Consider the following 25,561-nt stretch of genomic DNA (forward strand, 5'->3'; position numbering starts at 1 on the left):
AGGCAAGCTCTGTTCGTTGCTCGTCAATGGTTTGATACGCCTTGCGAACCACAGTGGGCAGGCCCATGTCGTTATACGTATAATGGGTTGTAACGCCAAGCTCATCGGTTCTGCTGAGCAGATTATTTTTCGCATCGTAGGTGTAGGAGATGCTTGTCCCATCGGCAAATTCCTGGCTAAGCAGGTTATTGTTGCTGTCATAGGTTTTTATTACCCTATTATTGAGCTCATCAACGGTGGTGCGGCCACCCGGATAATACTCTTCGCTACTTATGGTAACGCCGTCACGCTTCACCTTGGAAGTCTCGCCATTGTCCAGGAACCAGAACTCGCTGATCCTGCCCATACTTGTGGTGACTTTTGCATAATGGGTTTTGAAGCTGAAATAATAACCGCCTTCCATACGGGAGAGCACACTTTTCACCGCACCATCGGGATGATAGGTGATAAAAAACATGCGTCCTGCTTCATCGACCTTGGCTGTCAACTGCCCCTGCTGACTATAACTGTATCGTGTAGCATGCCCGAGCACATCGGTTACCCGTGTGAGCAAATCGTTTTCCCAGGTGTAATGTAGAGTGCGGCCATTCTGGTCCGCAACCTGACGGATCTTGCCCTGATCAGTATAGGTAAAATCGAACACCGTGGCGTGGCTGCGATCCTGAATGGTAAACAACTGATTGCCCTGGTACGTATAATAGGTGAGCACGCCCCTTCGGTCCCCGGTTTCCACCATGCGTCCCTGCCCATCATAGAGCACATATTCCCCTTTTTTATTCTGCCAGCGAAAACCCGTATCCAGAGCATGCAGGGTAAAGGTTCTGTATCGATAGAGGCCGCCTGCCTCTTTATGATAGGTCAGATTACCTTTTTTAAGGGTGTTATCTCCAGATGAACCCTGAATCCGGTTGAATTCGTGTTCGAACTGCCATTTACCATCCACGTAGAGACGGTAAACTTTGGCATGACCGCCTGCAACCTTGACAGACATGTCCACCAGATCATCCTGGTACTGCCGGGTAAAGAGATTCACATAGGAATAGGTTTTCTTACAGGGCTTGCTATTGCAGGACTGGGTTGTGGAATCCTTATCAGGTACAGCGGTACCTTCCGGACACATGTTACAGGAAGAACCTTCGGAACTACCGTTGCCATCATGTGTCTCACAGACAGGGGAGTTGGTTCCAGGATCACCACTCGAACCACTATCATCAGTTGCACCATCATGCTGATTACCGGCATCACTGGTCTCGTCATCCAGGGAGTGCACCTGTACACCATCCACTTGACTGCCATCTACGGATTGGCTGCCAAAATCGCTGGAGCTAAGCCCAAGGTCTGCATAGGCGATGGAAGTGCAAAGGAAAAATGCTGCTATCAGGGCGAGGAATTTCTGTACGGAAGGTAATATTTTCATAAAGGAAGGAAAGCGAAAGAGAATGCGGCCAATATATTTCTATAAACAGTGCGTAAACATACCCTGCGGTTTAAAGCTTTCAGGGAAAACCTGGAACTCAGGGTTGTACAGGTGAAACAGCAACAACAGGATGCTTTTTCACAGTAAGCCAAGAACTAAGCCCCTGAAAAATAACAGCTTACAGCGAGTTAGCAATACAAAAGGATCTGATCACCGAATTCCCCTTGCGGCACAACGATAAAAAATGAGGCATCTTGGAATTTAGCTGGCCAGGCTCTTTTGGTGAGGCCCCCCTTATTACAATTTCATGGTGCGCACGGCGCACCCTACCAGAGTTCATTGCAACAAATGAGATGCGGGAAAGCGGAAGTATTGAGCATTACATGTTGGAAATAAGCTCTTAAAGATTATTGCCTCGCTGAATACCATGGACAGGCACTCCTGCAGGTGAAAGCGAGCTAATCCTGTCATCAGCTGCTCCTTATGTGATATTTTCTTTTTCTGTCTTTATTTTCTCTTTTCGTTTGTTAAACTCTGCGGCTGCAAGCCAGCATTTTTTACTCTGCGCCCCTTTTCTCTCTAACCACTCTATTACCTCTTTCCTTCTTCCCGCATAAACCTAATTGATGCAGCCAGAGTGACGACAAGGATGGAACCAATATTATGAGTTACTGCTCCTGATATCGGTGTAAGCAACCCCATACCCCCTGCAAACACTGCGATAAAATTTATACCAAAGCTTAACCAGATATTTGTTTTTATGGTCCGGGACATTTTTCTGCTCAACCGAATGAGAAAAGGAAGTTGTTCCAGCCTGTCATTCAACAATACGATATCAGCAGTCTCCAAGGCAACGTCGGCCCCTCTAATACCCATGGCAATACCAGTATCTGCAGATTTCAGTGCTGGTGCGTCATTGATACCATCACCAATATAGACCACACCATCTCCTGCTAATGCCTCTATCTTCTTCAGCTTTTCAAGGGGTTTTTGGGATGCATAATATTCGCTGATACCTACCGATTCTGCAGTACTTTTAACCGAGGAATGCTGGTCTCCGGAAATGATCGCGATTTGGGTAATACCCAGACCTGCTAGAGCTTGCACCGTTGATTTGGCTGCAACACGAGGCTGATCCATGAAACTGATCGAACCGTATTTCTTCCCTTCAACGAGCACATCAACGTTTGTGTAGCCATTATCATCAAGCGTACTACTGGTTATAATCTCAACCAGAGCCCCCTCAACCCGGCCTGATATTCCCTGCCCTACCTCAGTATGTATGTCCGTCGCTTTACTGTAATCACACTGTAGTGTCTCTGCTTTTTTAACAACAGCAGCAGCAAGAGGATGCAGACTACCTTTTTCTATGGCAGCGGCCATTGCTATCACCTGGTTTTCTGATACACCTTCCACCGTGGTTACTGCTACGATTTCAGGTTCTCCGGAAGTGATAGTCCCGGTTTTGTCAAAAAAGAACGCTGTTGCGTCAGCTATATTCTCAAGATATTTTCCTCCTTTAACCATTATTCCAGCCTTGGCGGCTCTTCCGATAGCAGCGACCGTAGTGACGGGACTCGCGAGTAGAAATGAGCAGGGACAACCGACAATCAGAACTGTAATCGCACGGGTTATGTCTTGAGTAAGGATATACGTGAGCAGTGCAGCAGATAGAATCGCGGGTGTAAACCACGCGGCATAGGCGTCGACAATCTTACCGCTCCGGGTCTTTTGCTGTTCGGCTTTCTCCACAATTTCAATAATGCGGCCAATGGTCGAATCTTTTCCTACCCGATCAGCTCGAATCTTGATAAATCCATCTGTACAGGTGGTGCCGGCGAACACCTTTTCTCCTGCTTTTTTATACACAGGTAGAGACTCTCCTGTTATTGATGACTCATCAACTGCGGTTGCCCCCTCAATGACTGTCCCGTCAACGGCGATGGTGTCTCCAGCTTTGAGGATCACAACATCATTGATGTTAACGTCTTGTATATCTACCTCAATCTCGATGCCATTCTGCTCCAGGATAGCTGTGCCCGGTGTAACCTCAATTAATTGCTTTATTGAATTTCTGGCACTGTCGCTGACCGCCTCTTCAATCAAAGCTCCGAGAACCATGATTGCACTCACTACGGCCCCTTCAAGATAATTACCATTAAGTACACATGCGATAACTGCGATACTCACCAATTCATCGACGTTGATTTCTCTATGAATTATCCCTTTCACAGCGTCAAAGATTATCGGTAACCCATTTATACCTATTGACACCAGAAGAACCATATCAAGAAGCCCCAAGTTAAAAAACGGAACAATCTGCTCCTTGGGCAGGAGAAAAGAAATGGGAATAAGTAACGCCCCAAGGGATACCTTTATGAAGTCTTCTGATCGAAATAATTCTCTGTAAACACTCAAATTTGCGTGGCGGCCTATCATAATATGTCTCTTGATATTTCTCAGGATTAAGTTTGATAATCAAAATACTTGACTAGCTTACTACATGTTTTTACCTTGACTGTCAAGATATTTGAACAGCAATCAATGATTGAATAACAACCGCAACAAGTTTATACATTCAGAAATTTCAACAACCCTCTTCAACAATTCTTTTTGCTCGGGATACAATGATGGATGTGAAAGAACTATCAAAAACCATTATCGAATTTTATGAAAAGCTCTCCACCTGGGAAGAAGGAGTCGTCAAGGATAGCGGGCTGACAACAGCGCAAAATCATACTATTGAGATCGTTGGTCACGAGGGTGCCATAAAAATGAAACAGCTTGCGGACAAACTTGGAGTGACGACGGGAACGTTGACCGTAAGCATCGATCGGCTAGAAGAAAAAGAGCTCTTACGCCGAGTCCCACACAAGTCGGACAGGCGATCATATCTGATCGAATTGACGGAGAAAGGCCAGGAGGTGTTTAAAATGCACCATAACCATCACATCAACCTGACACGGGAGATGATGGCAGGTTTTTCCGAACAAGAGCAGGCCAATTTTTATGGAGCAGTGAAAAAAATCATGGAAAATTTTTAACTGGTCACTGTCCATATATGAGGATCGTTGTTCGAGAGTAAGGCCTCTTCAAAATTTCAGCACAGGCGTATACCTGATATTCCGAGGATAAAGCCTTGAAGAGAGCAAAGATATCGGGCAAGGAGGCCGTTTATGGACAATCACTCACTGATTATAAACTCAGTATTTCTTCAACCTTAACCCGGTAACCTATAATGTCAGCCGAAAAAAACACCTGCCCCAAATGCCATTCACCCTACGTATACCCAGATGGACATCTTTGGATTTGTCCGGAATGCTCCCACGAGTGGTCGGCAGATCAAGAAGCTGCAGACTCTTCAGGAGAGCCTGCACAATTTGTTGATGCCAATGGCACACCTTTGCAAGATGGAGATTCCGTCACAATAATCAAAAACCTCAAAGCAGGAAAAGAGACCATAAAATCAGGCACCAAAGTCAAAAATATCAAATTACTGACTGAGCCGGTTAACGGCCATGACATTTCCTGTAAAATTGCAGGCCATGGTTCTATGTATCTGAAGTGCTCAGTCGTTAAAAAAGCGTAACTGCTCACAGTGCACCTGATATTTCCGCGATCAGCCTGGCTTGCGTATGATCCAATGCGCTGCGCCAGCCTGATTGCGAAAATTTCTGGTACCCTGTAGCCAGTTACAAATACAGGGAGATTTCATATTCTCCGTCTCCCCTGTGAGTAGTTACGCCCGAACTTCTCATGACTTTTTTGAAAACATGTTTAACGGCCTGCAATAATGCCCTTTGATAAACATCCCTGAAAAAACACTCTTTTTCAGGGATGTTTCACTGTGCGACGAGGCACAATGATTATTTCCAGGATTGGATTTCGACAATGTTCCCTTCAGGATCACGAAAATAAACAAATTGCAGAACCCCGACGTTTTCGACCTCTCTCTCCACAATTGAGCCTAATTGCGTAGCTCCATTTTCCAATGCCTTGTCGAAAATAGCTTTGACATCATTAACTTCAAAGGCAATGTGAGTAATTCCGGTGGAGTTGGCCATACTCTCAGGCGACTCAACCATTTCTTCATAGGTGAAAATCTCCAGGGTCGGTGGATTATCTCCGTGGCCCGGAAGGGTTAAATGAACACCTTGCAGCTTGGCATTTTGCAAACCAGTTGCATTATTCAGCCATTCTCCCTCTAAATTTCTTATGGGTGGCTTGATTCTGCATTCAAAGACATTGATATAAAAATCTGCGAGTTTTTTCCAATCGTTGGCTGCGATATTTGTATGAGCAAATCTCATGAAATCATCCTTTTTGAATACCCAAAAAAAAGAGTGCCTGTCCACTGGTGAGGGGTTCCGTTCAAGGGCAGGGGAGACTTCGAGGTATCTTCAAAATTTGACAACAGGCACACAGTTAATATCGGAGTCTTCGCTTACCTTCAAGCATACTTGAACACAACCATCGGGCGAAAGGACCATGTATGGACTGGCACGAGGTAAAATCGGAGAGCAATTATTCCTGAGGAGCATTTTTATCCAGCAGGTTCACCCCATCACTCAAAATCTGCTCTTCAGCCACTTGCTGTTCAACGGTTCTGTCTGCACTTACATCCTGCATGTCTGTTGCAGGTACCTGGGAAAGCCGGACATCTGCCATTGTTGAAGCTTGTTTCGGTCTCTGCTGTTCAGATTTTTTGGAAGAAATGCTGCCGCTCTCTGAAATGTGTAGATTGAAAATCGGCTCAGGCATGGATATTCCCGCACTGTCAAAGGCTTTTTTCACGAGACGGATTGCCTCGCTTCGTACCATTCCGAAGCTGTGTTTGGATTGATCTACCCAGGCATAAATGAGAAGTTCCACATTGGAGTCACCCAGTTTTTCAATCAACACCAAGGGCTTGGGCTCGTCAAGAACACCTTCCATGGTAACAAGGGTCTGCAGAGCCAACGACTGAGCCTGTACCAGATCCTGTTCTGTAGATATTCCGACCTGAAACTGGAAACGCCTTTCAGGTTTCCGGGTATAGTTTATGATAACAGCCTTAAATACTGTTGAATTTGGAATTCTGATGTGATTACCGTCCGGAGAGATAAGAATCGCTGCCCGGGATGTCAGACGCGCCACATTTCCCTCCATACCATCAATGTTTACAAAATCATTCTCCTCAAAAGGATTTCGCAGGCTCAGGAAGATACTGGCAATATAGTTTTCAACGGTATCCTTAACCGCAAAGCCGACAGCCAGTCCGACCAAACCGGCTGCACCGAGAATGGTACCAAGCAATGCCGTGGCATCAAGAAGGTTCAAGGCAAGAACCAACCCGGACAACATGAACACAGCATGTATAAACTGGCCAATCAGGTTTGCAATAAATGCGTTGGGCGCAAATTTATGGGTGAGCCACTTCCGGTTTGAAATCCACTTTCCAGCCAACCACATCACTGCAAACACCAGGAGGGCCAGCAAAAAAAGGGGCAGACTGTATGCGAGCTGCAGCCCTACCTTACGAAATTTTTCCAAGGTACTTTCAAGCCTGGATTCAACACTGCGGGTTACCACCAACTGATTCTGCACTTCCACCACGCCTTCAACCTGACTTGCCAGTTGCAGCGCCTTGCTTTCAGCGCTTGCAGTGTCGACTTTCCCCTGTAGGGTCACAACTCCCTGGCTGACAGAGAGGGTTATGTCTTGAAGGGATTCTAACTCGGCAAAAATAAGGGTGAGCCGTTGCTGAATCTTACGGTCTTCGTTTTTGCTGCTCTCTTTGGCAATGACCTTGTCATTGGTCACCGAAGGTTCAGCGGCTTTCCCGGTTATGAGTTCTGTGAGTTCATCTGCAGAAGTTGGGAATGGTGCGCAACAGAATAGAAAACACAGCAAGCCAAAAACAGAAAAAAACTGCCGAGTCCAGTAATGCACGTTCTTCTCCTTAGAAAATTTTCGCAATCTTTCACCAAGGGTAACGACAAGTGAGACGAATACACATGAAACGTAACTGATCACGGGGTTAACACTGGTATTCCAATGAGTTCTGAGTTGTAACTGGTCACAGGTGCTTCAAATTTGGACAAGCGCAGTTTTTTCGCAGGTAAGCGAAGACTCCGGCAGGCTATCTATGCGCGAAACCGCGATTATGCAAAGAGATAAGCGACCATCGGGAGACTTGGTGGAGTCTGTGATCAGTTACCATAAAACGCCTCTGTAGTTGGAACTTGTTACAGGGTGTCTGAGATGTTCGAAAGCAGATCGACGAGGGACAAGCCTCTCCCTGCTTACTCATGACTTCTTCAAATATACATGAACCACGTATAATACCAGCGCTTGCCAGACCTACCTGAAAAACAAAGTATTTTTGGATCAGCCATCATAGCCGCCGTCTTTTTCAAGAGCATTTGCTGAGGCTGCTTCCTTGGCCAACTGGTCGCAGCGTTCATTTTCCGTGTGTCCGTCATGCCCTTTAACCCAGACAAAATCAACTGTATGCTGTTCTGCCAGGTCAAGCAGGATGGCCCACAAATCAGGATTTTCGGCCTTATCCTTGCTGTTACGCTTCCAGTTGTTTGCCCGCCACCTTTTAGCCCAGCCTTTAGTCATGGAATCGACCACATATTTGGAATCGCTGGTTATGGTCACCTTACAGGGGAACTTCAACGCCTCCAGCGCCTTGATACACGCCATGAGCTCCATGCGATTATTGGTTGTCAGCGCATAACCGCCTGACAGTTCTTTTCTGTGCTCGCCAAAGGTCAGAATGGCGCCATAACCGCCTGGCCCGGGATTCCCGAGGCATCCGCCATCTGTGTAAATTTCCACCTGCTTCATACATCCACCTGCATGAGAACTCATCAAATATTGTATAATGGAGCGGAGAAGATGTCCTCTTTGAAAAACACCTCGCAATCTTTTCTATACATACTAAATAACTCCCCATAGGGGAAGTGACTAAGCTTACCAACTCTCCCTGTATGTGTAACGGATTAAAGAGTAGCTGAGAACACACAGGCGGCACAGCGTATGGGGCTAAACGTAAGCCAGGGTTATCGCGGAAAGATCAGGTGCACTGTGAGTGCGTTACCACACAAACAGCAAGGGCGCTGTATATTTCCATACAGCGCCCTTGGCCAGCGATGCTTCTCCGGCCCCAATACCAGACACCACTGGTAATTCGGGCTCACCGCCTCTTACTGCGTATTCTTCTCGACTGTGCAGATAGCACCAGATGGTGCAGCTCAACCAGAGCGAACACGTCTTTTCTTTATTTTCTGTAACCCCTCACAGGGAAGCTTCCCGTATGTATAACGTGGTTACAGGGTGCCTGAGGTTTTCGCAAGCAGGCTGGCGCAGTGCATAGGTCATACGTAAGCCTGGCTAATCGCGGAAAGATCAGGTGTGTTGTAAGCAGTTACTTTTTTCTTAAAAGATTGGTTTCATAGCTCCCATATAGGAACGCAGCTCTTCACCAACCATCTCAACGGCTGTATAACGAATACCCTCGTTGACCTGAATCAACTCAACATTATCCACGTGGTTATCTTTTATATCCAGCCCTTTTCCAATGACATCAGTATTCACTTTTTCCATGAACTCCTTGAGCATGGGCACTGCGCTATGGGCGAAAAGATAGTTACCGTACTCTGCTGTATCTGAAATAACAACATTCATTTCATAGAGTTTTTTACGGGCAATGGTATTGGCAATCAGGGGAACCTCGTGCAGGGACTCATAGTATGCAGACTCTTCCTTGATTCCGGCGGCAACCATGGTATCAAAAGCAAGCTCAACGCCAGCCTTGACCATGGCAATCATGAGAATGCCGTTATCAAAGTACTCCTGCTCTGAAATTTCCGCTGTGGTGGATTCAGATTTCTCAAAGGCAGTTTCCGCTGTCTCGCCGCGCCATTTCAAAAGATTCGCATCTCCGGCCGCCCAATCTTCCATCATGGTTTTGGAAAAGTGTCCGGACATGATATCGTCCATATGTTTTTCAAACAGCGGAGTCAGGATCTCGCGAATCTCTTCTGCAAGATAAAAGGCTTTAATCTTAGCAGGATTGGAAAGACGGTCCATCATGTTGGTGATACCACCATGCTTGAGGGCTTCGGTAACGGTCTCCCATCCGTACTGCACCAGCTTGGAGGCATAGCCGCTTTCAACACCCTGCGCGATCATTTTATCGTAGCAGAGCAGAGAGCCGGCCTGCAGCATACCGCAGAGAATGGTCTGCTCACCCATGAGATCAGACTTCACTTCAGCAATGAAAGAAGACTCCAGAACACCGGCACGATCCGAGCCAAGCCCACATGCATAGGCTTTGGCAAGATCCCATCCTTCATTATTAGGATCGTTTTCACGGTGTACGGCAATCAAAGTTGGCACGCCAAAGCCTCGCTTGTATTCCTCACGGACCTCGGTTCCAGGAGATTTGGGAGCAACCATGATCACGGTAAGATCGTCACGAATCTGCATTCCCTCTTCCACAATATTGAAACCATGGGAATATGAGAGACAGGCGCCCTGCTTCATCAGAGGCATAACCGCAGCAACCACGTTGCTGTGCTGCTTATCCGGGGTCAGGTTGATAACCAGATCAGCTGTGGGAATCATCTCCTGATAATTGCCGACATTGAAACCGTTCTCCGTGGCATTTTTCCAGGACTGGCGCTTCTCTTCAATGGCGCTGTCCCGCAGCGCATAGCTGACGTCAAGACCGGAATCTCTCAAATTCAATCCCTGATGCAGGCCCTGGGCACCACAACCGACAATCACAATTTTTTTGCCCTGCAGTTTGCCAACACCTTCAAACTCAGACGCATCCATGAACCGGCACTTGCCCAATTGCTCCAGTTGCAAGCGCAGAGGCAGTGTATTAAAATAATTTTCCGCCATAATGATCTCCTCGTAGTTCCTTAATGAATATAACAAACAATTCTTACTTGCTGCCAAGTATACCTGATTTATTCGTTGCGAAAAGTGAATTGATTGCAACCAGACATTGCATTTTTTGCAACATTCTGTTATCGCAGTACCATGGTACTGCAACAGTGAACTCTTCTTTCAGTCCCCCCCCCATGGATATCAGAATTCTAGACATCTTTCTGCACCTGACAGAATCTCTGCATTTTGGCCGGACGTCCAGCGTTTACAACATGACGCCTTCCACCCTCACCAGAGCCATACAACGTCTGGAAGAGGAGGTCGGTAAACCTCTCTTTCACCGTAATAACCGCTCTGTATCCCTGACCCCTGCGGGCATCTTGTTTCAAAAATATGCAGAAGAAAGCCGAAGGCTGTGGCTCACCTTTCAGGACCAGCTGGCTGCCACTGAAGATTTAAACGGTAGTATTTCGCTGTATTGCTCGGTCACGGCGGCAAACAGCATTCTTCCCGCCATTCTCAACACGTTTCGCAGTCAACACCCCGGCATCCAACTCCTGCTCCAGACAGGTGATGCGGCCATGGCCCTGCCCAAACTCCTGGCCAACGAAGCGGATATTACCATTGCTGCATTGCCAGAAAAACTGCCAGCCTCCATTGCCACCATCAAGGTAACGGAAACACCACTGGTTTTTATCGCGCCTGTTGAATATCCGGACATACTCCGCATTGAGAAGGGGCAGATCGACTGGAGCAATACCCCGATCATTCTGGCTGAGCAGGGGTTGAGCAGGGAACGTATGGACCGCTGGTTCAGGACCAACGCCATCCGGCCCAATATCTATGCCCAGGTGGCTGGAAACGAGGCGCTGCTCACCATGGTCAGCCTTGGCTGCGGTGTGGGCGTTATCCCCTTGCTGGTTCTTGAAAAAAGCCTGATGAGACACCAGGTCCAGGTCATTGAGAGCGCACCGGAGCTCTCTCCCTTTTCCATAGGCGTCTGCACCATCAGCAGACGACTGGAAACACCGCTGATAAAGGCCTTCTGGGAAACTGTTCTCCACCAGCAGGGATAAGCTCACGACTGAGCGGTCACCATTTTCTGGCGAAAACGAATAAGGGCAGTAAGCATATCGCAGGTTGGAGTCGCCACCCCCAGTTCAGCCCCCTTTTTAGTTACATATCCTACCAGGCTGTCAACTTCAGTCTGTTTCCCGTTTTCCAGGTCCTGCAACATGGAAGGCCTGTGATTGTAGGTAACGGGAAGAAGGGTTTCGTAGAAGAGTTTCTTGTATTCTTCCACGCTGTTCCAGGGGAGCGATCCGCCCAGCGCGGCAACCACGGCAAAGCTTTCCTCAAGAACAGCGTCAATCAGGTTGCGTGTCTCTTCCTGTTCCCCCAACAGGCCATAATGAACACCAAGCACAGCTCCCAGAGGGTTGAGGGCGCAATTATAGAGCAGCTTGGCATACAGGGATTGATGGACATCTTCCACAGCCACTGCCGGGTGACCTGCCTGGCGGATGATGTCAGCCAGTTGCAGTGCACTCTGCGATACGTGCCCAGGGATACTGTCTCCGAGATGGACGGCATCTGCAGTGACAGTGATCCTTACCGTTCCCGGTGCGATTATTTCAAAACCTGTGATCACCCTGCCCCCGAGGACTTTTTCCGGTGAAAATGCTGCTGCAAGTTTTTCAACATTCCCACAACCATTCTGCAGCGAAACAAAACAGTCGATACGTTCCTGCAAGGGCATCAGACTTTTTATGGCAAGATCGGTGTCATAGGATTTAGTGGTTATGAGGGCATAATCATAGTGGCCAGGTAACTTTTCCACACTGTCGTACAATCCCAAGGTACCTGGTTTGGCAGAAAATTCTCCAAGTACGCCATCAACCTTGAGCCCCTGTGCTTCAATTGCCGGAATAAAACGTTGTCGTAACAGCAGGTCAACTGAATGCCCATCCTGACTGAGCAGGCAACCAAGGGCCTGCCCCAAAGCTCCTGCTCCAAAAATTACAAATCGCATTGTTTCTCTCAACAGCCGTTATGTTACGTGAGCAGATAGTGCTCACCTCAGTCGTTTATAAAAAAGTACCGGGATAGCATATTGGTCACACCTAAGCCAGCCTGATCGCGCAAACATCAGCAATCCTCGCATTGTTTCGAGATTACGGTGTGAACAAAGCCCATGAGTACCCTGTTAAATTCCGTGGCATGGAGGAAAACGGCTGCTGCAACACACTCCTGCGCACGCTGCAGGTCCCCGGCCAACAGATGCTGCATCGTCTTTTGAGTATATTCCTCGGCCTGTGCTTCAACAATGAGCAGAAAGGACAAATCGGCTCCACAGCGGGGGCATATAGGCTTGTCCTTGATACGCGCTCTACAGTGGGGACAACGTTCCATACTTCTAGGACTCCAGGAAAAAAATAATTTCCGTAAGCTCTTCCAGGGCCTCTTCCACCCGGGCAGTATCGTTTTCCTTACTGGCTGTGGTCAATTGTTCCACCAGGTCAACCAGATCTTCACGGTCGTCCTCAGACACCGTGTCCATGAGGTTGCGCGCCTTCTCAATCAAGGAAAGGACCTCCGCTGATATTCCAGGTTCAGACCCGGTACCATTGTCCTCGCCAACATCTTCCTCCGGCTCCTCTTCGATATCAGCTGAATCTGCACCAAAAAGCCTGTTAATCCGGTTTCTGGCTGCTGCAAGACTTTCCTCGGAATCACGGGACAAAACATTATCAATGGTAATCGATTTAGCCATACCGGTTGCCTTTTCCATTGCCTGGACCTGGAGAATTCCATCGGTATTCAGAGAAAAGGTGGCAATAATCTCACTGCCTGCCGGGCGTTGTGACAGCCCCTGTATATGGAAGCTGCCGACTTCCAGATTATCCAGGGCATGACTTGCTTCACCCTGGTACACCTTTACTTCCACATCTTTCTGGTTATCTGTAACGGTGTAGAAGACTTCGCTGCGGGTTATCGGAACCGGGGAATTTTTGGTAATCAGGGGAACAAACACATCCGTGCAATACTCGCCGTCAATATCACCTATGGCACTGGTGCCAAAGGTGTATGGCGTCACATCGACCAGAATGGACTGCACCTGCTCACCACTGAGCATGGCAGCCTGCAGGGCTGCTCCGGAGGCAACACAGAGATCCGGATCAACCTCACGGCGCGGAGGCTGGCTGAAAACCTCCTCCAGTACTTTCTGGATCCGGGGAATATTTGTAGATCCGCCAACCAACAGTACCTCATCAATATCTGAAGCGGTGAGCCCCGCATCCTTGAGCACCACATGCACGCTATCCAGGGTCTCGTCAATCAACGGCGTGATCATCTCTTCAAAGGCAGTTCGCTCAAGTTCCAGGTTGAGATTGTAAGGTCCGCCGTCATGCTCCAGCAAATACTCTTCTTCAATCTGGGCAAATGGATGAACGGAAAGCACCTTTTTCGCTTCTTCCGACGCCCGTTTGATCCTCGCCTGTGCCTGTCTGGACACATCCTGGATACCATCCTCCTGCAGCTGCTCAAGTATCCATTCTTCCACCAGGGTATCAAAATCATCTCCACCCAGTTGATTATTGCCATGACTGGCAACCACTTCGATAACCCCATCCTGAAGTTGCACCACAGAGACATCAAAGGTTCCGCCACCAAGATCATACACCAACACCCTTTTGCTGCCGACATGATTGGACTCATACACCAGGGTGGCGGCGGTGGGCTCATTGATCATCTTCACAACTTCAAGACCGGCTATTTCACCGGCCTCCCTGGTTGCCCGGCGCTGCTGATCTGAAAAAAATGCGGGAACAGTGATCACCGCACGTTCTATGCTGTGCCCCAGACATTCTTCTGCCGCCTGTTTCAGATGCCTGAGAATCATTGCCGAGATCTCCTGGGGCATATAGCGGCTGTCTCCCATCTCCACAGGATCGCTGCTGCCCATGAGCCGCTTGATGGATTTAATGGTGCGTTCAGGGTACAGTACATACTGATTCCTGGCAGCACCGCCGACCAGCAGGTTCTGCTGGTCATCGAGCCCGACATAGGATGGAAACAATTTTCCGTCCGGCCCTTCAATGACCGTGACCTTCCCGTCTTCGTAGAAAGCAACTTCTGAATTTGTGGTTCCCAGATCAATACCGAGTATTGCTGTTGTCATGCTGATGTTCCTTTTTTATTAACAATCACTTCTGCTACTCGAAGTATTCGATTCCCAATCAAAAACCCTGTTCGCTGCTCTTCGAGCACTATTCCATCCTCTTCCTTTTTCTCTGAGAGCGAGCCCACAGCCTTCATCCGATATGGATCAAAGGGCTGGTGCACCACATCCATGGCGGAAACATTCTCCTGCTCCAACAGTTGTTCGATGCGCTTGAGCAGCATGGACTGTCCCTCACGATGCCCCTGCTCCCATTTGCGGTAGCGACGTCCGACGCCCAGCAGTTTCTCAAGCCAGGTCTCCACCGGCGGAGCCTGCTGTAATCCTGATCGAACCCGATCGTACAGATCTATCATCCCCTGCACCTGTGCAGAATTTTCAGGAGAAATATCCTCCGGTACCGAAGCATCGCTTTTCTCTAACGATGCGATCAGTTCCTGCTGGCCATGGTCCAGTGCGGTAAACGCCTGGCGGAAATCATCCAGCGCACCTTTTAACTGACGCGACTCGAGGCGAACTTCATTTTTCAGTCCGGACAGCTCACGAAAAAGGCTCATCAGATCAACGCCTTCATCAGAAGAACCCGGCATATCCACCATATCCAGGTAGGTACTGAATTGTTCCTGTAATGCTGTTTTTTGGAAATTATCCATATTCGTCAATGGCTATTAAAGTGTAAATTTACGACAAAAAGTACCTACCCCGCTCTGCAACGCAGCAGCGAATTCTTCAGGTGAAGAGCTGACTGGTGCGGCCCGTTTGTCTACCAGCAGTTCAAACACGTCTGCAACTGTGGGTAACTGCCGATGAAACAAGGCATAGCTCAACCGTTTTTCTTCAGTACCGATCAATTCATAGGCGTCGAATATTTTCTGAAACATTTCAGGATGCTGTTCCGGGGGATATCGACGAACCATGCCCAGATACGCCTGCCTCACCTGCTCATCGTTACTCTGCTCAGAAATATCAAGCAGTTCATAAGGAGTCTTCATATTTCATCCCCAAAAAGATTGAGTTGGCGTCCGGTCAGGGGGGGAAGACCGGAGGTGCTCTCCTGCTTTTGCCCAGATTTGGGTTTGGCGTTCTGCCTGGGTTTCTTCTCTGGCACCGGTTTCCGGGGTTTGAACACCTCTTCCAGAAAATCTTCCATATCAAACCCGGCAAGGTTCTCCCTTTCAATGCCTATATCCATATTGTAATAATCAATACTGCGCTCTTGCAGTACATCGATAATATGATCTATGAACTCATGTTGACCAGTCTCAACCAATATATCAAACAAGTCTTCAAGCTGTAAGTTTCCCTCCAGCCCTGGAGGCCGCTTACTTTTGATAAAATCCCCGACCAGACGCCATACCTTGAATTCCAATCGCCCAGGAAATCTTTTTTCAAGGCGACGCGCACATTTGCCCAATGCAGTATCCAGCCCCAGGCTTTCCAGTGTACGGCACAGGGAAAGCCCTTCGTCAGCATTCCATTCCAGGTCGATTATTCTGGAAAAATAACGCCCCAACTGACCGCAAATTTCATGGAGAGAGCTTTGCTGATTTTCAGGGAAAGAAGATAACCAGGAAATAATACGCAGACATTCTCTCTTTTTCGGGGGATTCAGGTCTGCTGCTACCTTTTTCAGTTCACGATCAAAACGGTTCTGCACGGAGGATGGCAGTTGATACAATCTGGCTTCAAGGGATGTCAGCAACGCACCAAGCAGCATACTGCCGTTTTCTTCTTTTCCAAGACGTATATCCTCCAGTCCCTGATCATCTTTTTGCAGCAGGCGGACCATGCCGAGCCCTATTCGATTACGCCCCCGAAAACGTAGTGATTTCACCCGGGTTCCCGCAGCATGCAACTCTTTTTCAGCCAATTGCCATTTTGTCTGTTTTACCAGTTTGCGGGCATGCTCCAGATGGGATTCCACCACAAAATCCAATGCCTTGATATTAATGGGATCAATTGCAAGAACCTGTTGAGCAATCCTGGATGCCTTTTTAAAGGCTTTTCGTTCTGCAGCAGCTTTCATGGAGGCAAGCAGAATATCTACATTGTCCGGCAGATTGTGGACAGCTTCATTGAGATGATCGTAATAGGCTTTAACAGAGTTACGCTGTTTTGCTGAACGGGCCACTGCCAGCCAGGTTTCAGCATGGGAAGGATCGTATTCCAGCGACAGTTTGAGTAAAGAATATTTTCTTTGCGGTTCAAAATGATCTACTTCTGGAGGGATAGTAGCTGCCATATGCCGATAAATCATCGCCTTTTCCTTGGCGGGAAAACCACCTGCTTTTTCCCTGATTGCAAGATATTCCTCCCAAAAATCCTGGGCATAAAAACCTGCCCCATCCTGCTCTACCGTCAATGCCAGCAGACGATATTTTTCTGCCAAAGGGTACTTGCAGGCTTCCAGTTTTCGGGCACCCGATTCTCCGCAATATATAAGAAGGTTTTTTTCGAGTAGCGTATACTTTTCACGGCTGAACAAGTGTTTATTCTTCTTAACAAACCTGTAAAGCTGCTCCGGATCATCATCAGAATCGAGCAAGCTTGCCAGAGCTTGGCAGGTTTTGAGATCTACATTCCGCTGAAGAAAAAACTCCTGGCGCGCGTCTCTGGGTAATGGGCGCACCGAGGCTATGATTTCCCGTGAAGACATCTCCAGGCCCAAGTAGCTTGTTGCAAAACCGAAATAGGGGGAGTCCCGGGCAATTTTCCGAAGCAACGACTGCCCCTTCTCTGCATCGACAGCAAGCTGGGATACCCCTGCCAACAGTAGCCTGAGATCTTTAAAAGGTGAACGAAAAGAAATTTTACCCAATATTTGCTGCAGAGCACTATGCTTCTCTGCTGTAAACAAACAGACAGCTTCCTGTGCCAGGGGGTAGTCTCTGGCTACCGCGCAATCAGCATCTATCTGTTCCAGTGAAAGCTCATTGGTTAGCAGCAACGCTCCCTGTAACACGTGCATTCGCTGTATCTGTTCCACAGACAAACGATCCTGGCAATCTGAGAACAATGCGACAGCCTGGGCATACTCTCCGCTTCGGACAAGTAAATTCAGGCGTATGATATCGCCCGATTTTTCTGGAAAAAAACGAACCATATTTTCCAGAATGACAAAGGCCTCTTTAAGCATCTCCTTTTCACTGAGTTCATCGATCCTCCCGATATATGACTGTTCCAGCAAAAGGAAAAGTTCTGCGGAGTCCTCCAGATCATCGTTTTTGATGACCTGCTTGCAACAGTTTATGGCCTCCCGAAACTTAGACTGCTCAAAAAACTGTTTTCCACGATTCAACAGCTCCGGCGTGGATAGCCCTTGCAGTGAATCACTACGTTTTGAACGTACGTTTTTCTTTCTCTTTTTCGCCATGGAAATAACCGCTGAGACAAAATGGAGGGGCAGCAAGCAACAACAATTTCATCCCCACTGCCTGTTTGCCACAGTAAATGTATATCATGTTGTACACGTAAACAAAAACCCCATTGCCAAACAGGCAAAAAGGAATTCCCGGCCCGGATTTCTCACAAGCATATTTAACAGTAAATGCTAAACACCGGACATATAGCCGTAGCGAACTCCGGCAGGTGTACGGTAACAAAGCAGATGCTGTAAAATTTGCTCGCCCGCCGGAGTGATTTTTTTGAATTCCCCCTGAAAAATACTCTGCTTTTCAGGCATGTTGAGAAAAAACTTTCCATTCAACATGGTTACACAGTTATTCAAAAAGGTCATGAGAAATGCGGGATAAAGAACGTCTTGAACCAGACACCATACCTGTTCTCTATTCGGAACGCAATGCCTGAACAGGATCAAAGCGGGCGGCCTGCATGGCTGGAAACAGGCCGGAGAGGATGCCAATCCCCATGGAAAGTAGCTCTGCGAGCACAACAAAATTCCAGGGAGTGTGGACGGGCATGAGCGGAACGTATATTTTTATCAGCAGTACCAGCACAAGGGCTACCAGCAACCCGGCACCGCCGCCGATAACGGCAAGAAGTACGCCTTCTGTAAGGAACAGCAGCAGTATCTGCCGACGCCCGGCACCAAGAGCCCGCAACAGGCCAATTTCTGCAACCCGTTCCCGAACGGCAATGGTCATAACTGTAAAGATGCCGACACTACCGACCAGCAGGGAAATCCCGCCCAGAGCGCCCACTGCCACTGTCAGCATACCCAATACCGAGCCAAGGACATCCAGCATCTGTTGCTGGGTGGTAATGGTAAAGTCTTCCTGACCATGGCGGTTTACCAGGATTCTTTTCACAGCAGCGACGATCTCCTCTACCCTTGCTCCTTCCCGGTAAAGAATATCTATCTCCATCAAGCCATCGTTGTTGAACAGATCCAGTCCGCGGGAAGCAGGAATATAGACCGTATCGTCCATGTCATACCCTAGAATCTGACCCTTTGGCTCCATAATCCCGATCACCCTGCCTGAAAAATCGCCAACCTGAATGCGCTCGCCCAGAGGATTTCGATGGGGAAACAGTTCCTGCCTGGTTTTATGGCCCAGTACCACATAGGGCCTTGCGGCCCTGGGATCATCATCAGGAAGAAATCTTCCACTGCGCACGTGCATCTGAAAAGCAGTGTCCATTTCTGATCCGACACCGTACACTGTTAATCGCCGTGTTCTGCCATTGGCCTTTAATTCAGCATTTCCCTGCAACATAGGAACCACTGCACGTATTCCTGGAATACTTCGCAGGGCCTCGCCATCTTCTATAGTGAGGAGACGTTCTGAGCCCAACACCCCCAAAGGGGTCCCCATGGTCATCACTTTGCCGGGATTGATAGCTATCAGGTTGGTGCCGAACTGGGTAAATTCAGAGAGGACAAAACGATGCAGGCCTTCCCCCAGAGAAGTAAGAAGAATAACAACGGAAATGCCAATGGCAATGCCAAGCCCGGTGAGAAATGAATGTAACTTCTTATGACCGAGCGATCCGGTGATAAAACGCAGGTATTCAACAAATTCCATCTCTCCCCTCTACCTCCTGGAAAGTGCCAGGATAGGATCAAGACCGGCTGCACGGCGTGCAGGCATCAGGGAGAAGATCAGACCGGTCAGCAGTGCTGTTCCCAATGCAGCACCAATTGCCCAGAACGGAGGTGTGGCATCCAGGGCAGGATAAAGCCAGGATGCGATACGGGCTCCCGCCAAGCCGAGGGCCAGGCCGAGACACCCGCCAAAGGCTGAAAGGAGAAGCGCCTCGCTTACTATCAGCAGCATGATCTGCCCCCTGGCTGCTCCCAAAGCCTTGCATAGACCTATTTCTGCGGTGCGCTGGGATACAGACATAAGCATGACATTCATAATCAGTATACCGGCAACAGCCAGGGAAATTGAGGCAATACCGGCAACGGTCACGGTCATGACCTGGAAAATCGTGTCAAAGGTCGCAAGCACCGAATCCTGGGTAATAATGGTCACATCTTTTTCGCCATAGTGACGTTGCCTGATGGTATCCCCAATAAAAGTTTTCACCTTATCGATAGCCTCGGAATGCTGGACCTCCACCAGGATACGGAACAGACTTTCTGTGTTCAGCAGCATCTGGGCAAAGGCAACCGGTACCACGACCAATTCGTCGGTATCCATTCCCAGGGACCTGCCCTGCCCTTCAAGCACACCGATAACTCTGCAGCGGTATCCGGCCAAACGAATCTGTTCACCAAGGGGTGATTGATCAGCAAACAATTCGCGGCTGATTTTGTTGCCAATCACGCATACCGGCCTGGCCAGAGTGGCATCTCCCTCGGGCAGAAATGTTCCCCGGGACATTTGCAGATGATGTATCTTCAGAAACGATGCAGTTGACCCCAAAACAGGAACCTGCCTTTCCCTGCGCCCCCTGGCAGCGCTCATCTCACCGATATTGAGAGGAGCCACCCTCGTTACCCTGCTGTTACGGGTCAATGCCTTGGCGTCATCAAGGGTTAAATCCCTCGGCGTTCTTCCCGCAAGGGTTGAGAGAGTACCGGATGCGGTTTCCGCACGCCCGGGAATAACAATGATCAGGTTTGTTCCAAGAGATGAAAATTCATTGACTATATAACCTCGGGCACCATTGCCGATACCGGTCAGCAGGACGACAGCGGCAACCCCTATGGACATGGCAAGCAGCATCAACAATGTCCTCACACTGCCGCTGCGAAGGCTGTGCAGTCCATATGCCATAGAATTAAACAAGGTCACGGAACAACCTTATCCAGGGAGATACGTCCATCCACCACCTCAATAGTCCGTCGGGCACGGGTTCCAATGTTTTGGTCATGGGTGACAACCACCAGAGTCAACCCGTCCCTGTTCAACTCCTCCATGAGCTCCACAATTTCGTTGCCGGATTCCCTGTCAAGGTTCCCTGTGGGTTCATCGGCAAGGAGTACTGCCGGACGGGTGACAACCGCGCGGGCAATGGCAACCCGCTGTCGTTGCCCGCCGGAAAGTTCCTCTGGACGATGATGGCTGCGGGTGGCCAGACCAAAACGCTCCAGTAGAGACGAGGAGCGTTTCTGTCTTTCCGACTTCCCCACACCTGCCAGAAGCAGGGGCAACTCAATATTCTGCCTGGCTGTTAGCCTTGGAATAAGATGAAAAAACTGAAAAATGAACCCTATCTTTCTGTTACGGATAGAGGCGAGTTCTTTATCCTGGAGCCTGGTCACGTCTTTACCTTCCAGGAGATAGGTGCCGCTGTCGGGAGTATCCAGCAGTCCCATGATATTGAGCAGGGTGGATTTCCCAGATCCTGAAGGCCCCATGATCGAAAGGTACTCTCCCTGCCGAACAGTGAGGGAAACATGATCCATCGCCCGCACTTCCTGGTCACCCACGACAAAAGTCCGACAGATATCCTGCAACTGTATCATGGCATGCTGCATTAATCGCTTTCCTCGATTTCTGCGCGTACGCCATCGGCAAGCCCTTCTCTATCCACGGAAGTCACAACCAGCTCTCCGGCTGACACCCCTGAACGAATTTCCGTTTCTTTCCAGTTTGCCAGGCCTGTGGCCACCTCCTGCTTACGGAGAGTACCGCTTTCCCTGTCAAGAATGTACACATATTGACTCTGAATAACGGCCTCGGTGGGAATACGGATAACCTGTTCTCTGGAATCAACCACTATTTCGACGTCAGCGCTGTACCCTACCAGGAGATTTTTCTCCTTTGCCTGGCCGGCAAAGTCAACCTCCACATCCACTGTTCGAGCCTGTTTGGCAAGTTCCAGGACATACGGAGCGATACTGCGTACAGTTCCGGGAAAAACCGTATCCGGATATGCATCAATATGGATTCTTGTTGCCAGGCCAGGTTGAATCTGGGCAGCATCAATTTCATCAATGGGAGCTGCAACGTACAGTTTTTCCGTGTTGACAAGATCTATGGCAGGCAACGTTGCTATACCTGGAGGGGAAGGGGTGATATACTCTCCCACCTCGCCATTGACTTCAGCCACCATACCGTCAAAGGGAGCTTTGAGTATGGTACGTTCCAGCAAAGCCTCTGCAGAGGCCACACGGGCCATACTGACCAGTATCTGATCTTTGGCTGCAGAACAGGCTGCAGCCTGGGCTTCGGCATTTGAAAGTGCCTGGTCATAGGCTGATTCGGAGGTAGTCTTTTTGGCACGCAATTCTGTTAAACGCTGAGCCTGCCGTTTACTGTACGCAGCCATAAGGCAGCGCTCATGGGAGGTTGATTTGGCCACGTTTACCTGGGCACGGGCAAGCTTGAGATCTGCCTCAATGTCCTTATTCCAGATAGTCAACAGCACCTGGCCGGCTTTGACGGAATCCGCCTTGCGCACATGTAGGGATTCTATCTGGCCACCAATGGCCGGAGCCAGTTTGGCACGGTGCCTGGCCTTGATGGTACCGGCACGGGTATTGGAAACAGTTGCCTCAATGGCCCCTGCCTGGGCTGCCTGGACGAGCACCTGAACAGGATCAGGTTCTCTGGTAAGAAAACGATATCCTATCACAACGAGCAGGAGCCCCAGAAGTATAAAGATGATGATGCGCTTGTTCACGTCAGCAGAAACCTCATACAGGAATGAACCGATGTCCTGGGCAATCGTTGGAAAATTCTTCTTTGCCGCGCCCCGTACTCAGTTGGAAACGGACACGGGACATTCATGATCAATCGGCACGCAATACACCTCTTGTCCTGCTGTGTATTATTTTATTTTTTTAACCTGGAAAGCATTTTTTCAACACTGATGCGTAGCCTGTCCACGGCACTTGCCAGCGCACCGATTTCATCTTTGCTTTGAATACCTATGGGCGAATCTAAATTTTTACCCAGGCTGATTTGAACGGTCCGTTCTTCCAACATGGAAAGAGGATTGATGACATAGCGTTGAAACGTAGCCCAGATCAAGAGCATGAGTACCAGGATAACGCTGGTACCGATACCGATAAGAACCAATGCATTTTTCTGGGCAAGAGTTACCGCCTTCTGCACAGGCACATACACGATATATGCTGATGCGATATCGCCTTCCTTCCAATTGTAACCATTCTCTGTACCATAGATTTTCCGCTGCCAGGCAGGAGCATCCTGCGGATCACCGTGGCAGGTGAGACATTTCTTTTTAACAGGTATGGGCTCGGCAAGGTAGTAGTATTTCCCGTTCTCCCTGACAGTGGTTCCTGAAAGTTGCACTTTACCGGGATTGGCCTGAAAATCACGAATTATTTTAAGGTCTTCTTCATCGGCTTTATTTGTTTCCACCAGGGGATCAAGGGTTGCCTGTTTAAAAATATAATCGGTGTTCCTTTCCAGAAACTTGTCCCACACCCCCCGGGTCAAAGCAAATCCTGAAACCAGATGCGCTGGAAGCTCTTCCTGCAGGGTAGATGTATTGAGAAGTTTCTCAATATTTGGCTTCTGTTCATTTCTGAAATGCGCACGGGACGCTTCCAAAAAATTAAACACCAGCTCCCCTTTTTCCCTGGCATCGGTCAAGGCCTTATCCATACTGAACTGGTAGCTGAAAATACCAATAATCAGTATGGACATCACACTGAGCACTCCGATGAGAAATAGAAATCTAACCCGTATACTCATTCAGCACCTCTAGCAAAAGATTAACTGTAGGACATCTGCCTGGAGTAAAAAATTCATATATCATCGTCCAGGCCAAGCTCGCCAGTGAGTAGTTGCACGGCATCACAAGTTATAACAAGTATCAGAAACTCAAACATATCCTTACTGTTCCCCGTTCATTTTGTATTATAGAGAGACACAGGTTGAAATAACAAGAAATATCATTATTTCCGTAGTGGGGATTCTTTTACGAGAAAGAGATTGAGGCAATGAAAGATGGCATTTCTGAGCGTAGTTCCGATAACCAAATAACAGGACTGTTGCTCATACTAAAAAAAGGTCCGGCCACGGAAATACAATCAACAAAAAGCACCCATGGCCGGAAAATCAGGGTCGCAGAAAATAATACATATCCAAAAATTGCGTAGGATATCGGTTTGGTAACGTCATAGCGTCAATGGTTCCATACTGGCCGTATTGAGCCATTGACGCTACGACGTTACCGAGTTGAGAGACAAGCAAGATTGGGTAATTTATTTTCCCGTAACCCTAAAAGGAGACAGCATTATTGAGACATACTGAGAGCTGCGGGAAACTCAGCCGACAGACGGAGGGACTGGGTAGCCGCCCTTTTTACTGTGTTCCAGGGTGGACATGGCAGTGGCGACCATGGCCGAGACATCTGTCAGGTTGCCGGGGAGAATCATGGTATTATTTTCTTTGGCAAGCTTACCAAACTCATCAAGATACTTTTTAGCCACCTCGAGATTTGCAGCATCATGCCCTCCTGGCAGACTGAGTGCTTCAGCGACCTTGCGAATGCCTTCTGCTGTGGCCTCTGCAACCTTGAGGATTTCCTGGGCACGGCCATCGGCCTCATTGATGCGTTTCATTTTCTCACCTTCAGAAAGCGCAATGGCCTCTGCCTTCTCACCATCGGCCCGGTTGATCATGGATTGGCGCTGACCTTCAGACTTGGCAATCTCTGCACGTTTCTCTCGTTCGGCCTTCATCTGTTTTTCCATGGCTTCCAGAACTGTGCGGGGTGGCTCAATGTCTTTGATCTCGTAACGCAGGACTTTCACACCCCAGTTCTGGGCAGCCTCGTCCAGGGCATCAACCACCTGCTGATTCAGGGTTTCCCTGGCCTCAAAGGTATTATCCAGATTGATTTTACCGATGGCGGAACGGAGACTGGTCTGGGCCAACTGGGCTGCAGCAAAATGATAATCCATAATTCCATAGGCTGACTGACGTGAATTAACCACCTGCAGATACAGAACACCGTCCACTTCCAGGGTAACGTTGTCGGCTGTGATACAGGTTTGGGCACCGATATCTATAGGTTCTTCTTTCAGGCTTCGCTTGTAGGCAACCTTATCAAGAAAGGGGATCAATATATGAAATCCCGCATCAAGTGTTGTTCTGTACTTGCCAAGCCGTTCAACAACAAACTCATTCCGCTGGGGCACCACCACAGCGGTTTTAATTAAAATGACAAAAATAAGGCCAACTAAAAATATCACACCAATGAGCATTTCCATTATTCTTCTCCTTGTGCAGCAGCAGGTTTTACTTTAAGCGTCAGATCCTTCTGTTCAACAATTTCAACTACCCTCCCTTCCTCAATCTGGATATCTGCCGTGGCCTTCCAAAATGAACCACCATATTTAACCTTACCCTGAGCAGGGGGAATAATTTGTTCGGTTACTATGCCTGTACTCTTGGCACCACCCATTATTACACTATCATCCAGGTCCCTGGTTGCCCCAAGGAAAGCGTTTCGAAGATAAGAGCGCAACGCAAGGAGAGCAACAAGGGAAGAGCTAATAAAAATCAGTAACTGCATCGACAGACTCATATCAAAGAGCCAGACGCATAGCGAGGTACACCAGGCTCCGACGCCAAAGAAAAAGACTATAAACCCTGGCAGGGCCAGTTCTGTCAGGTAAAAGAAAATGCCTACCAGAAACCAGATAAGAATCGGCGACAATGAGATATCAGGCATGAACATACTCC

22 protein-coding genes are annotated in these 25,561 nt (G+C 48.5%); 3 read left to right on the forward strand and 19 right to left on the reverse strand.

The genetic code is table 11. The features are described 5' to 3' along the window. Together G493_RS29650 and G493_RS0116040 are read right to left on the reverse strand one after the other, a co-directional pair. A partial coding sequence (locus tag G493_RS29650) for an RHS repeat protein (protein ID WP_035274811.1) occupies positions 1 to 1,417 on the reverse strand: 1,417 nt, incomplete at its 3' end. A 591-nt stretch (positions 1,418 to 2,008) separates the two neighbouring features. Further along, positions 2,009 to 3,856 (reverse strand): heavy metal translocating P-type ATPase, encoded by a 1,848-nt coding sequence (locus tag G493_RS0116040; RefSeq protein ID WP_028581211.1) that lies wholly within the window; start codon positions 3,854 to 3,856, stop codon positions 2,009 to 2,011. 191 nt (positions 3,857 to 4,047) lie between these two features. Between G493_RS0116040 and G493_RS0116045 the strand changes: the two genes are divergently transcribed. Next, entirely contained in the window at positions 4,048 to 4,461 is a 414-nt protein-coding gene (locus tag G493_RS0116045; protein ID WP_205623701.1) for a MarR family winged helix-turn-helix transcriptional regulator, read from the forward strand. A 194-nt stretch (positions 4,462 to 4,655) separates the two neighbouring features. After that, positions 4,656 to 5,006, forward strand: a complete 351-nt coding sequence (locus G493_RS0116050; RefSeq protein ID WP_028581213.1) for a zinc ribbon domain-containing protein YjdM — start codon at positions 4,656 to 4,658, stop codon at positions 5,004 to 5,006. 277 nt (positions 5,007 to 5,283) lie between these two features. Here the strand turns inward: G493_RS0116050 and G493_RS0116055 are convergent, their stop codons facing one another. The 4 genes from G493_RS0116055 to ilvC all read right to left on the reverse strand — a co-directional run bounded on the left by G493_RS0116055 (position 5,284) and on the right by ilvC (position 10,315). Next, positions 5,284 to 5,727 carry a VOC family protein gene (locus tag G493_RS0116055; RefSeq protein ID WP_028581214.1) on the reverse strand — a complete coding sequence of 148 codons (444 nt, stop codon included), beginning with the start codon at positions 5,725 to 5,727 and terminating at the stop codon, positions 5,284 to 5,286. Between the two features lie 214 nt (positions 5,728 to 5,941). Next, positions 5,942 to 7,348: a mechanosensitive ion channel family protein gene (locus G493_RS0116060; protein WP_232363778.1), complete on the reverse strand. Its 1,407-nt coding sequence runs from the start codon at positions 7,346 to 7,348 to the stop codon at positions 5,942 to 5,944. 438 nt (positions 7,349 to 7,786) lie between these two features. After that, a complete protein-coding gene (gene rnhA / locus G493_RS0116065; RefSeq protein ID WP_028581216.1) occupies positions 7,787 to 8,251 on the reverse strand; it encodes a ribonuclease HI in 465 nt (154 codons plus the stop codon). Between the two features lie 591 nt (positions 8,252 to 8,842). Next, positions 8,843 to 10,315: a ketol-acid reductoisomerase gene (gene ilvC, locus G493_RS0116070; protein ID WP_028581217.1), complete on the reverse strand. Its 1,473-nt coding sequence runs from the start codon at positions 10,313 to 10,315 to the stop codon at positions 8,843 to 8,845. A gap of 182 nt (positions 10,316 to 10,497) precedes the next feature. Here ilvC and ilvY point away from each other — a divergent pair, with 182 nt between their 5' ends. Beyond that, positions 10,498 to 11,379, forward strand: a complete 882-nt coding sequence (ilvY, locus tag G493_RS0116080; RefSeq protein ID WP_028581218.1) for an HTH-type transcriptional activator IlvY — start codon at positions 10,498 to 10,500, stop codon at positions 11,377 to 11,379. Positions 11,380 to 11,381: 2 nt separating this feature from the next. Here the strand turns inward: ilvY and G493_RS29655 are convergent, their stop codons facing one another. The 13 genes from G493_RS29655 to G493_RS0116160 form a co-directional block, all read right to left on the reverse strand. Next, positions 11,382 to 12,335 carry a ketopantoate reductase family protein gene (locus tag G493_RS29655; protein WP_051309380.1) on the reverse strand — a complete coding sequence of 318 codons (954 nt, stop codon included), beginning with the start codon at positions 12,333 to 12,335 and terminating at the stop codon, positions 11,382 to 11,384. Positions 12,336 to 12,451: 116 nt separating this feature from the next. After that, complete coding sequence (locus G493_RS29660) at positions 12,452 to 12,715, reverse strand: hypothetical protein (RefSeq protein WP_028581219.1); 264 nt, start codon at positions 12,713 to 12,715, stop codon at positions 12,452 to 12,454. A 4-nt stretch (positions 12,716 to 12,719) separates the two neighbouring features. Further along, a complete protein-coding gene (locus G493_RS0116095) occupies positions 12,720 to 14,486 on the reverse strand; it encodes an Hsp70 family protein (protein WP_028581220.1) in 1,767 nt (588 codons plus the stop codon). Then, complete coding sequence (grpE, locus tag G493_RS32360) at positions 14,483 to 15,139, reverse strand: nucleotide exchange factor GrpE (RefSeq protein ID WP_028581221.1); 657 nt, start codon at positions 15,137 to 15,139, stop codon at positions 14,483 to 14,485. The genes G493_RS0116095 and grpE overlap by 4 nt, the downstream gene beginning before the upstream one ends. Positions 15,140 to 15,154: 15 nt before the next feature. After that, positions 15,155 to 15,478: a DnaJ domain-containing protein gene (locus G493_RS0116105; RefSeq protein WP_028581222.1), complete on the reverse strand. Its 324-nt coding sequence runs from the start codon at positions 15,476 to 15,478 to the stop codon at positions 15,155 to 15,157. Then, on the reverse strand, positions 15,475 to 17,859 hold the full coding sequence (locus tag G493_RS29670; RefSeq protein ID WP_035274818.1) for a tetratricopeptide repeat protein: 2,385 nt from the start codon (positions 17,857 to 17,859) through the stop codon (positions 15,475 to 15,477). Before G493_RS29670 ends, G493_RS0116105 begins: the two co-directional genes overlap by 4 nt. A gap of 412 nt (positions 17,860 to 18,271) precedes the next feature. Continuing rightward, positions 18,272 to 19,471, reverse strand: a complete 1,200-nt coding sequence (locus tag G493_RS0116125) for an ABC transporter permease (RefSeq protein WP_028581225.1) — start codon at positions 19,469 to 19,471, stop codon at positions 18,272 to 18,274. A 9-nt stretch (positions 19,472 to 19,480) separates the two neighbouring features. Then, positions 19,481 to 20,689, reverse strand: coding sequence for an ABC transporter permease (locus G493_RS0116130; protein ID WP_028581226.1), 1,209 nt, complete (start codon positions 20,687 to 20,689; stop codon positions 19,481 to 19,483). Then, positions 20,686 to 21,363: an ABC transporter ATP-binding protein gene (locus G493_RS0116135; protein WP_028581227.1), complete on the reverse strand. Its 678-nt coding sequence runs from the start codon at positions 21,361 to 21,363 to the stop codon at positions 20,686 to 20,688. The genes G493_RS0116130 and G493_RS0116135 overlap by 4 nt, the downstream gene beginning before the upstream one ends. 11 nt (positions 21,364 to 21,374) lie before the next feature. Beyond that, positions 21,375 to 22,523 carry an efflux RND transporter periplasmic adaptor subunit gene (locus G493_RS0116140; protein ID WP_028581228.1) on the reverse strand — a complete coding sequence of 383 codons (1,149 nt, stop codon included), beginning with the start codon at positions 22,521 to 22,523 and terminating at the stop codon, positions 21,375 to 21,377. 152 nt (positions 22,524 to 22,675) lie between these two features. Next, positions 22,676 to 23,563 carry a Tll0287-like domain-containing protein gene (locus G493_RS0116145; RefSeq protein ID WP_028581229.1) on the reverse strand — a complete coding sequence of 296 codons (888 nt, stop codon included), beginning with the start codon at positions 23,561 to 23,563 and terminating at the stop codon, positions 22,676 to 22,678. A gap of 575 nt (positions 23,564 to 24,138) precedes the next feature. Continuing rightward, entirely contained in the window at positions 24,139 to 25,086 is a 948-nt protein-coding gene (locus G493_RS0116155) for an SPFH domain-containing protein (protein WP_028581230.1), read from the reverse strand. Further along, the gene (locus tag G493_RS0116160; RefSeq protein WP_028581231.1) at positions 25,086 to 25,550 is read right to left on the reverse strand and encodes an NfeD family protein; all 465 of its coding nucleotides are present in this window, start codon (positions 25,548 to 25,550) and stop codon (positions 25,086 to 25,088) included. Before G493_RS0116160 ends, G493_RS0116155 begins: the two co-directional genes overlap by 1 nt. Positions 25,551 to 25,561 lie beyond the last annotated feature (11 nt).

This window comes from Desulfogranum japonicum DSM 18378 (assembly GCF_000429945.1).
GTDB classification, from domain to species: domain Bacteria; phylum Desulfobacterota; class Desulfobulbia; order Desulfobulbales; family Desulfobulbaceae; genus Desulfogranum; species Desulfogranum japonicum.

Bases quoted from the DNA above. Each gene is read 5' to 3' on its own strand.
- G493_RS0116125 (WP_028581225.1), bottom strand. From the start codon at position 19,471: ATGGAATTTGTTGAATACCTGCGTTTTATCACCGGATCGCTCGGTCAT.
- G493_RS0116105 (WP_028581222.1), bottom strand. From the start codon at position 15,478: ATGAAGACTCCTTATGAACTGCTTGATATTTCTGAGCAGAGTAACGAT.
- G493_RS0116155 (WP_028581230.1), bottom strand. From the start codon at position 25,086: ATGGAAATGCTCATTGGTGTGATATTTTTAGTTGGCCTTATTTTTGTC.
- rnhA (WP_028581216.1), bottom strand. From the start codon at position 8,251: ATGAAGCAGGTGGAAATTTACACAGATGGCGGATGCCTCGGGAATCCC.
- G493_RS0116160 (WP_028581231.1), bottom strand. From the start codon at position 25,550: ATGCCTGATATCTCATTGTCGCCGATTCTTATCTGGTTTCTGGTAGGC.
- G493_RS0116045 (WP_205623701.1), top strand. From the start codon at position 4,048: ATGGATGTGAAAGAACTATCAAAAACCATTATCGAATTTTATGAAAAG.
- G493_RS0116095 (WP_028581220.1), bottom strand. From the start codon at position 14,486: ATGACAACAGCAATACTCGGTATTGATCTGGGAACCACAAATTCAGAA.
- G493_RS0116145 (WP_028581229.1), bottom strand. From the start codon at position 23,563: ATGAGTATACGGGTTAGATTTCTATTTCTCATCGGAGTGCTCAGTGTG.
- G493_RS0116055 (WP_028581214.1), bottom strand. From the start codon at position 5,727: ATGAGATTTGCTCATACAAATATCGCAGCCAACGATTGGAAAAAACTC.
- G493_RS29670 (WP_035274818.1), bottom strand. From the start codon at position 17,859: ATGGCGAAAAAGAGAAAGAAAAACGTACGTTCAAAACGTAGTGATTCA.
- G493_RS29660 (WP_028581219.1), bottom strand. From the start codon at position 12,715: ATGGAACGTTGTCCCCACTGTAGAGCGCGTATCAAGGACAAGCCTATA.
- G493_RS0116135 (WP_028581227.1), bottom strand. From the start codon at position 21,363: ATGATACAGTTGCAGGATATCTGTCGGACTTTTGTCGTGGGTGACCAG.
- grpE (WP_028581221.1), bottom strand. From the start codon at position 15,139: ATGGATAATTTCCAAAAAACAGCATTACAGGAACAATTCAGTACCTAC.
- G493_RS29655 (WP_051309380.1), bottom strand. From the start codon at position 12,335: ATGCGATTTGTAATTTTTGGAGCAGGAGCTTTGGGGCAGGCCCTTGGT.
- G493_RS0116040 (WP_028581211.1), bottom strand. From the start codon at position 3,856: ATGATAGGCCGCCACGCAAATTTGAGTGTTTACAGAGAATTATTTCGA.
- ilvY (WP_028581218.1), top strand. From the start codon at position 10,498: ATGGATATCAGAATTCTAGACATCTTTCTGCACCTGACAGAATCTCTG.
- ilvC (WP_028581217.1), bottom strand. From the start codon at position 10,315: ATGGCGGAAAATTATTTTAATACACTGCCTCTGCGCTTGCAACTGGAG.
- G493_RS0116050 (WP_028581213.1), top strand. From the start codon at position 4,656: ATGTCAGCCGAAAAAAACACCTGCCCCAAATGCCATTCACCCTACGTA.